This window comes from Salmonella sp. NW177 (genome assembly GCF_051811585.1).
Lineage (GTDB): Bacteria > Pseudomonadota > Gammaproteobacteria > Enterobacterales > Enterobacteriaceae > Salmonella > Salmonella enterica.
Window position 1 is genome coordinate 401050 of record NZ_JAMMZV010000005.1, and the last position, 6677, is coordinate 407726.

The following is a 6677-nucleotide window of genomic DNA, read 5'->3' on the forward strand; positions in this document are numbered from 1 at the left end:
AAGCGTTTAAAATTATCCGGTCACTTCTGTGTAAGGGAAACCGGTATGAGCCAGCAAGGACTGGAAGCGCTACTGCGACCAAAATCGATCGCGGTGATTGGCGCATCAATGAAGCCCCACCGCGCGGGTTACCTGATGATGCGTAACTTGTTGGCGGGCGGATTCAATGGCCCCGTCCTTCCCGTGACGCCCGCCTGGAAAGCCGTTTTAGGCGTCATGGCCTGGCCGGATATCGCCAGTCTTCCTTTCACCCCCGATCTGGCTATTTTATGCACTAACGCCAGCCGTAACCTGGCGTTACTGGACGCGCTTGGCGCGAAAGGGTGTAAAACGTGCATTATCCTTTCTGCTCCCACGTCACAACATGAAGAACTTCTTGCCTGTGCCCGGCATTATAAAATGCGTCTGCTGGGTCCAAACAGTCTTGGGCTCCTCGCGCCGTGGCAAGGGCTGAATGCCAGCTTTTCTCCCGTCCCGATTAAACAGGGCAAGCTCGCTTTTATTTCCCAGTCTGCCGCAGTTTCCAATACTATTCTTGACTGGGCGCAACAGCGTGAAATGGGCTTTTCCTACTTTATCGCGCTGGGCGATAGCCTGGATATTGATGTCGATGAACTACTGGACTATCTGGCGCGCGATAGCAAGACCAGCGCGATTTTGCTCTATCTGGAACAGTTAAGCGACGCCCGCCGTTTTGTTTCCGCCGCCCGTAGCGCTTCACGTAACAAACCGATTCTGGTGATTAAAAGCGGCCGAAGCCCGGCAGCCCAGCGTTTACTTAATACCAGCGCGGGAATGGACCCTGCGTGGGATGCGGCCATCCAGCGCGCAGGCCTGCTGCGAGTCCAGGATACGCACGAGCTTTTTTCCGCCGTCGAAACACTGAGCCATATGCGTCCGCTACGCGGCGACAGACTGATGATCATCAGCAATGGCGCCGCGCCTGCCGCGCTGGCGTTAGATGAGTTGTGGTCGCGTAACGGCAAGCTGGCGACGTTGAGCGAAGAGACCTGCCTGCAACTACGGCAGGCGCTTCCCCCGCACATTGATATTGCCAATCCGCTGGATCTGTGTGATGACGCCAGCAGCGAACATTACGTCAAAACGCTGGATATCCTGCTCGCCAGTCAGGATTTTGACGCGCTTATGGTTATCCACTCTCCCAGCGCTGCCGCGCCGGGTACGGAAAGCGCCCATGCTCTGATCGAGACGATTAAGCGCCACCCCAGAGGCAAGTTTGTTACGCTGCTGACAAACTGGTGCGGCGAGTTCTCGTCTCAGGAGGCAAGACGGCTATTCAGCGAAGCCGGCTTACCAACCTACCGCACGCCGGAAGGCACGATTACCGCGTTTATGCATATGGTGGAATACCGGCGTAACCAGAAGCAACTGCGAGAAACGCCAGCGTTGCCGAGTAACCTGACGTCCAATACCGCTGAGGCGCATAATCTGTTACAGCGGGCGATTGCGGAAGGTGCCACCTCACTGGATACCCATGAGGTACAGCCGATTTTACACGCCTATGGGCTGCACACGCTCCCAACCTGGATTGCCAGCGACAGCGCTGAAGCGGTGCATATCGCCGAACAGATAGGCTATCCGGTAGCTCTCAAGCTGCGCTCGCCCGACATTCCGCATAAATCTGAAGTTCAGGGGGTCATGCTTTACCTGCGGACCGCAAGCGAGGTACAACAGGCCGCGAACGCCATTTTCGATCGTGTAAAGATGGCCTGGCCGCAGGCGCGGATTCACGGTTTGCTGGTACAAAGCATGGCTAACCGCGCCGGCGCGCAGGAGCTTCGTGTGGTGGTCGAGCACGATCCGGTGTTTGGTCCTTTGATTATGTTGGGTGAAGGCGGCGTAGAGTGGCGTCCGGAAGAGCAGGCCGTCGTCGCGCTGCCGCCGCTCAACATGAATCTGGCGCGCTATCTGGTGATTCAGGGCATTAAACAGCGGAAAATTCGCGCCCGTAGCGCGCTGCGTCCGCTGGATATTGTCGGTTTAAGCCAGCTGCTGGTCCAGGTTTCAAACCTGATTGTCGACTGCCCGGAAATTCAGCGTTTGGATATCCATCCGCTGCTGGCTTCCGCCAGTGAGTTTACCGCGCTGGATGTGACGCTGGATATTGCCCCGTTTGATGGCGATAACGAAAGTCGACTTGCGGTACGCCCCTATCCCCACCAGCTTGAAGAGTGGGTGGAGATGAAAAACGGCGATCGCTGCCTGTGCCGTCCGATCCTGCCGGAAGATGAGCCCCAGCTGCGACAATTCATCGCACAGGTCACCAAAGAGGATCTTTACTACCGTTATTTCAGCGAGATCAACGAATTCACCCATGAAGATTTAGCCAACATGACGCAGATCGACTACGATCGAGAAATGGCCTTTGTGGCCGTGAGGCGGATGGACAACGCTGAAGAGATCCTCGGCGTAACGCGCGCGATTTCCGATCCTGACAACGTAGATGCCGAATTTGCCGTATTGGTGCGTTCAGATCTCAAAGGGTTGGGTTTAGGACGCCGTTTAATGGAGAAATTGATTGCCTATACTCGCGATCACGGATTGAAGCGGCTGAACGGTATTACGATGCCGAACAATCGCGGCATGGTCGCGCTGGCCAGAAAACTGGGATTTCAGGTCGATATTCAGCTCGACGAGGGCATCGTGGGATTGACGCTGAATCTGGCCAAATGTGATGAATCGTGAGTAATGTACTGGAAATGTTGACCACTTTAACGGGTACTGATGTTATTATTGCTCGCTTATGTCGTCTGCATAGCACAGAGGACCCTTCAATGAACAGAGAAGAAATGCACTGTGATGTTGTCAAAATTTAAGCGTAATAAACATCAACAACACCTTGCCCAACTCCCTAAGATTTCTCAGTCAGTTGATGATGTAGATTTCTTTTATACTCCTGCTACTTTTCGGGAGACACTGCTGGAGAAAATCGCCAGCGCGACGCAGCGTATTTGTATCGTTGCCCTGTATCTGGAACAGGACGATGGGGGTAAAGGTATACTCGACGCGCTCTATGCGGCTAAACGGCAGCGTCCTGAACTGGACGTGAGGGTGCTGGTCGACTGGCATCGCGCGCAACGCGGGCGCATTGGCGCAGCGGCCTCGAATACCAATGCAGACTGGTATTGCCGACTGGCGCAGGAAAACCCCGGCATTGATGTCCCGGTTTACGGCGTACCGATTAATACGCGAGAAGCGCTTGGCGTACTGCATTTTAAAGGCTTTATCATTGATGATAGCGTCCTGTACAGCGGCGCCAGCCTGAACGATGTCTATCTCCATCAGCATGACAAATATCGCTACGATCGCTACCAGCTGATTCGCAATCGGCAAATGGCAGACATCATGTTTGACTGGGTGACGCAAAATCTGATGAATGGCCGTGGTGTGAATCGTCTGGATAATACCCAGCGGCCGAAAAGCCCGGAGATTAAAAACGATATCCGCTTATACCGTCAGGAGCTGCGTGATGCGTCATATCATTTTCAGGGTGACGCTAATGACGAGCAACTCTCCGTTACGCCGCTGGTCGGGCTTGGCAAATCCAGTCTGCTGAACAAAACCATTTTCCATCTCATGCCCTGTGCGGAGCATAAGCTCACCATTTGTACCCCTTACTTCAATCTACCAGCGGTACTGGTGCGGAATATTATTCAGCTACTGCGCGACGGAAAGAAAGTCGAAATCATTGTTGGCGATAAAACCGCGAATGATTTTTACATTCCGGAAGATGAACCGTTCAAGATCATTGGCGCGCTGCCCTATCTCTATGAGATTAACCTGCGCCGCTTCCTGAGCCGTTTACAGTATTACGTCAATACCGATCAGCTTGTGGTGCGTCTGTGGAAAGATGACGACAATACCTATCATTTGAAAGGGATGTGGGTAGATGATAAATGGATGCTACTCACCGGCAACAATCTGAATCCTCGCGCCTGGCGTCTGGATCTGGAAAACGCCATTCTGATCCACGATCCTAAGCAGGAGCTTGCCCCTCAGCGGGAAAAAGAGCTGGAACTTATCCGAACGCACACAACCATCGTAAAACATTATCGTGACCTGCAGAGCATTGCCGACTATCCGATAAAAGTGCGTAAATTGATTCGCCGCCTGCGTCGGATCCGCATCGACAGATTAATTAGCCGTATCCTGTAATCGAAGCCCCGTCCTGTACGGGGTTTTCTCTTAGGAGTGAGCGTGCGCGTGTTGATTCCTTTTGCGGTGTTGTTTCTCTCCGGGTGCAGCCATCTGGCTAACGACCACTGGAGCGGTCAGGATAAAGCCCAGCATTTTATGGCATCAGCGATGCTATCGGCAGCCGGTAATGAGTATGCGCGTCACCAGGGAGTAAGCCCTGACCGCAGCGCAGCGATAGGGCTGATGTTTTCTTTGAGTCTCGGAGCCTCAAAAGAACTCTGGGACAGCCGCCCGGAAGGCAGCGGCTGGAGCTGGAAAGATTTTGTCTGGGATGTCGCTGGCGCGACAACCGGTTACGCTATCTGGCAAATGGCGCGATACTAAAGGCGCAAGCCCTTTCCTTTACGGTGCAACATCAGCGAAACCAGGAAAGCCAGAACGGCCATCGCGGTAACATACCAGAAGAACGAACTCTCCATACCGACAGATTTTAGCGACAGCGCGACATATTCCGCAGAGCCGCCAAATAACGCATTTGCTACCGCATAGGATAAACCGACGCCCAGGGCGCGAACCTGCGCCGGAAACATCTCCGCTTTCAGGATCCCGCTAATCGAGGTATAGAAACTCACAATCAATAGCGCGCACATCACTAAAGCAAATGCGGCATAAGGCGACGTCACATTCTGCAACGCGGAGAGAATTGGAACGGTGAAAAGCGTCGCGAGTGCGCCAAAACATAGCATAGAGGTGCGCCTGCCAATCTTATCGGATAACGCGCCGAATAACGGCTGCACCAACATGAAAACACACAGCGCGACCGTCATAATGCCGCTGGCGACATTGGCATGCATACCTGCTGTATTTACCAGATATTTCTGCATATAGGTGGTGAAGGTATAAAAGCACAGCGAGCCTGCCGCGGTGAAACCAAGCACCATCAAAAAGGCTTTGCGATTACGCCACAAACCTTTCAACGAACCGGCTTCTTTTAATGCGCGAGTCTCATGCTTCGAGGTTTCATCCAGCTGGCGACGTAGCCATAACGCCACAACCGCCAGCACGGCGCCCAGCGCAAAGGGAATACGCCATCCCCAGGCACGAAGCTCAGCATCCTCCAGAACCTGCTGCAAAATCACAACGACCAGCAATGCCAGTAGTTGGCCACCGATAAGCGTAACGTACTGAAACGACGCGAAAAATCCCTTACGACCTTCAAGCGCAACTTCACTCATATATGTCGCGCTGGTCCCATACTCTCCCCCTACCGAGAGCCCCTGAAATAACCTTGCAATAAGTAGCAGCGCCGGTGCCCAGGTGCCGATGGTATCGTAACCAGGTAAGCAGGCAATCACCAGCGACCCCATGCACATCATGCACACCGAAATCAACATTGAGGCTTTGCGCCCGCGTCGATCGGCAATGCGTCCAAACAGCCAACCACCGATAGGCCGCATTAAAAAACCGGCGGCAAAGACGCCTGCTGTTTGCAAAAGCTGAGTGGTGGTATTACCAGAAGGAAAGAAGATATGTGCAAAATAGAGCGAGCAGAAAGAGTAGACGTAGAAATCAAACCATTCCACTAAGTTTCCGGAAGAGGCCCCCACGATAGCCCATATGCGTCGCCGCATCTCCGGAGCCTCAGCGTTGTTTTTATCTATACGCTGAATAATTTCTGCCATACTGTTCTCCTTGTTGCCAGGCTTAATCGGCCTTTTATTTTGGAGATTCAGATTACGCGAGACCAAAAAGTAAATAAAGTGTTAATTATTTGTTTGCTAATTTTTATCCCCACCGTGCCTGATGCTGGCGTTTCCGTTTCAGATAGTCTTCGTCCTGACGAATTTTATCCCACCAACCTTTGAAAACCGTTGCCGCCGCGGCCTTAATAGGATCATTACCCCGTGTATTCAGGCTGCCGTCTTCGGCATACTTTTTACCGCCTTTATAGTTAGCGTATCGCCTGGCGCGGGTGTATCCCATCTGAATAAATTTACGCGCCATGTCCATACCAACGAAATCATCCTGCTGCCGGTAAGCTTCGAACAACTGGTAGATCTGCTCTGCGGATTTCATCGCCGATGCTTCATCTTTATAGCGCCAGAAAGGAAGAATTTCGCTTTTGTAGGGTTCAACCAGTAGCACCCCCTGCTCGCCTCGTCCAACCTGATACAATTCAGGCTGCTGGCGGAAGTCGATGCTGGAAAAGTCCTGCTGGTAGTTAAAAGGTTTGATAGCCAATGAAAATCCTCACTGCTTATATAAGCACGTGTAAAGGATAGTTCATCGTTAACGATTGGGTGGGTTGTGCTCTTATCGGTTCTACAAGAGCACCAGCTTCGTAGGCGGGATAATTCCTGTAGGCCGGATAAGGCGGAGCCGCCATCCGGCAGAAACAGACAAAAACAAAAGGCCCCGTCTTCCGACAGGGCCCTTCGTTTTATTTGATGCCTGGCAGTTCCCTACTCTCGCATGGGGAGACCCCACACTACCATCGGCGCTACGGCGTTTCACTTCTG

At 52.8% G+C, this 6677-nt stretch carries 5 protein-coding genes; 3 read left to right on the forward strand and 2 right to left on the reverse strand.

The genetic code is table 11. From position 1 onward, the window contains the following. Positions 1-45: 45 nt before the first annotated feature. The 3 genes from pat (at position 46) to NA986_RS16640 (ending at position 4542) form a co-directional block, all read left to right on the forward strand. Entirely contained in the window at positions 46-2706 is a 2661-nt protein-coding gene (pat, locus tag NA986_RS16630) for a protein lysine acetyltransferase (protein WP_023216176.1), read from the forward strand. Positions 2707-2820: 114 nt separating this feature from the next. Next, positions 2821-4176 (forward strand): CDP-diacylglycerol--serine O-phosphatidyltransferase, encoded by a 1356-nt coding sequence (gene pssA, locus NA986_RS16635; RefSeq protein WP_000949286.1) that lies wholly within the window; start codon positions 2821-2823, stop codon positions 4174-4176. Positions 4177-4218: 42 nt separating this feature from the next. Further along, on the forward strand, positions 4219-4542 hold the full coding sequence (locus NA986_RS16640; protein WP_001264467.1) for a YfiM family lipoprotein: 324 nt from the start codon (positions 4219-4221) through the stop codon (positions 4540-4542). Here NA986_RS16640 and NA986_RS16645 read toward each other — a convergent pair. Together NA986_RS16645 and NA986_RS16650 are read right to left on the reverse strand one after the other, a co-directional pair. After that, positions 4539-5840 (reverse strand): MFS transporter, encoded by a 1302-nt coding sequence (locus tag NA986_RS16645; RefSeq protein WP_000807818.1) that lies wholly within the window; start codon positions 5838-5840, stop codon positions 4539-4541. The genes NA986_RS16640 and NA986_RS16645 overlap by 4 nt on opposite strands. 103 nt (positions 5841-5943) lie before the next feature. Continuing rightward, positions 5944-6399: a DUF4385 domain-containing protein gene (locus NA986_RS16650; protein ID WP_000985653.1), complete on the reverse strand. Its 456-nt coding sequence runs from the start codon at positions 6397-6399 to the stop codon at positions 5944-5946. Positions 6400-6677: the final 278 nt, after the last annotated feature.

What these genes read in the sequence shown, in the direction of transcription:
- pssA (WP_000949286.1), top strand. Translation starts at nt 2,821, where the DNA reads ATGTTGTCAAAATTTAAGCGTAATAAACATCAACAACACCTTGCCCAA.
- NA986_RS16645 (WP_000807818.1), bottom strand. Translation starts at nt 5,840, where the DNA reads ATGGCAGAAATTATTCAGCGTATAGATAAAAACAACGCTGAGGCTCCG.
- pat (WP_023216176.1), top strand. Translation starts at nt 46, where the DNA reads ATGAGCCAGCAAGGACTGGAAGCGCTACTGCGACCAAAATCGATCGCG.